This window comes from Streptomyces alkaliphilus (assembly GCF_014141535.1).
In the GTDB taxonomy this organism is placed as follows: Bacteria; Actinomycetota; Actinomycetes; order Streptomycetales; family Streptomycetaceae; genus Streptomyces; species Streptomyces alkaliphilus.
This window is the reverse complement of the sequence record NZ_VKHT01000933.1, coordinates 1-1,967: the sequence shown is the minus strand read 5'-3', so window position 1 is coordinate 1,967 and position 1,967 is coordinate 1. Positions and strand designations below refer to the sequence as shown.

1 protein-coding gene is annotated in these 1,967 nt (G+C 71.6%); it reads right to left on the bottom strand.

From position 1 onward, the window contains the following. On the bottom strand, positions 1 to 1,884 hold a 1,884-nt coding region (locus tag FNQ90_RS21250; protein WP_182607827.1), incomplete at its 3' end, for an FHA domain-containing protein. Between the last annotated feature and the right edge of the window lie 83 nt (positions 1,885 to 1,967).

The following is a 1,967-nucleotide window of genomic DNA, read 5'->3' as shown; positions in this document are numbered from 1 at the left end:
GTCGGGGCCGGCGTCGGGCCGGGGCACGAAGACGGGGGCCTCGTCCTGGTAGAACATCTCGATGTCGGCCTCCTCGCCGCCGACGATCAGGGTGTCCCAGGCGCCGCTCTCCCACAGCGTGCGCAGCGTGCCGGGTTCCAGGCGGGCGAGGTGGGCGCGCAGGGCCTCGTCGGTCGGCAGGCCCGGCAGGCGGGGCGCCAGTCGCTCGCGGATGGCGGCCATGCGCTCGATCAGGGCGTCGAGGTCGGACTCTGGGGCCGTCGGGGTGTCGCCGGGCTCCATGCTGCGGGCCACGATGTCCTTGATGGCGCGGGTGACGCCCTGCTCGTCGGTGGCCACCATGGCGTTCCAGGCGCGGGACTTGTGCCGGTACTGGAGCATCGACATCGCCGCCTCGTGGCGGATGAAGTCCGCGTCGCGCAGCGGCCGTCCCCGCCATACGCGAGCGAGCGAGCGGGCGAGCGAGGTGGCCGAGGCCAGGCCGCTGTTGAGGCCGCGGCCGGGCCAGAAGTGGATGGCGTTGGCCGCGTCGCCCAGCAGGAAGCCGAAGGTGCCGGGAGTGGTCGCGGTGGGGCGGGCGAGGTGGGCCGTGAAGCGCGGGCGCTGCACCATGTCCAGGCGGAAGGAGGTGACCGCCGACAGGTCCTCCTCGGGCACGCCGAACAGCTTCAGGCCCTCCAGGATGCGCTTCCACAGCGGCGAACCGCGCAGGAGGGCCGGCAGGAAGAGGGTGCCGTGGGTTGGGCAGACGAACTCGTTGTGCTCGCCCCGGGCCATGACGCAGGGGCGGGTGGCGATGCACTCCTCGAAGACCTTGCGGACGGGGTCGATGCCGACCACGTCCTCGGCCTCCTCGCGGGTGAGCCGCATGTTCAGGAAGCCCTCGCCGCGCAGCGAGTTGAGCAGGAACCGGTTCTGGGCCACGGTCAGCAGAACGCTCATCGGGTCCGGGAGCGAGGACTTCACGCGCAGGCCCAGCACGATGTCCCGGATGTGCTCGCCGTCGAGGGAGTAGATGGAGGCGTCGGCGGCGCCGAAACGGTCGGCGTAGTACTCGCGGGTGCGTGAACGGCCCCCCTCGGCGATGACCAGGGCGTGTTCCCGGCTGATCCGGTTCCGCTGTTCCTCGGGGTCGAAGCGCCGGGGGGCCAGTTCGATGGCCGGGCGGCGGTTGGCGAGGTCCAGCAGCCGGTCCTCGATGCGGGCGATGCGGATGTTGCGCGGTGGGCGGCCGTCCACGGAGTCCGGTCCGACGGGCCACATCTCCGAGAAGTGCGCGGGCTCGTCGAACAGGGCGGAGCGGACCTCCTCGGACAGCGCCAGGTACTGGCGGCTCTGGATGGTCACGACCTGTTGGCGCCGGACGTTGCCGTGCCGGTGGTCCTTCCAGACGACCGCCGAGCCCTCCCGGCGCCACCGGGCGTCGTACACGGTGACCCGCACGCGCCCGGCGAGTCGCTCCTCCAGGGCCAGGGCGAAGGCGAGTCCGACCGGGCCGCCGCCGGAGACGGTGACGCGCAGGGTGCCGGGGTCGGCGGCCCGATCCAGGTGCGGGAGCTTGAGCTGGGAGAGGTTGACGACCGTCTCCATCACGTCCTGCGCCTCGTAGACGAAGGTCTCGTCACCGATACGGATGCGGTCGTTGGGCCGCAGCACGTGTCGGGTGACGCGCTCGTCGTTGACGTAGGTGCCGTTGCGGCTGTCGCGGTCGTACAGGACGAAGCCGGCGTCCTCCCGGACGATCTCGGCGTGCAGGCGCGAGGCGTTGGGGCTCACGATCACCACGCCGTTGTCGCTCTTGCGGCCGAATGTCAGCGGAGCGTCGCCCAGGATGACGCTCTGACCGGTAAAGGGACCCGTGCGTCCCACGATGACCGACGGCACTTGTGTACTCCTTGTGGATGGGGCTCGGTTGGGGGGGACGAGCCGCGTGCCGGCGGCCCGAGCGGGTTCGATCGGTGGGGGTG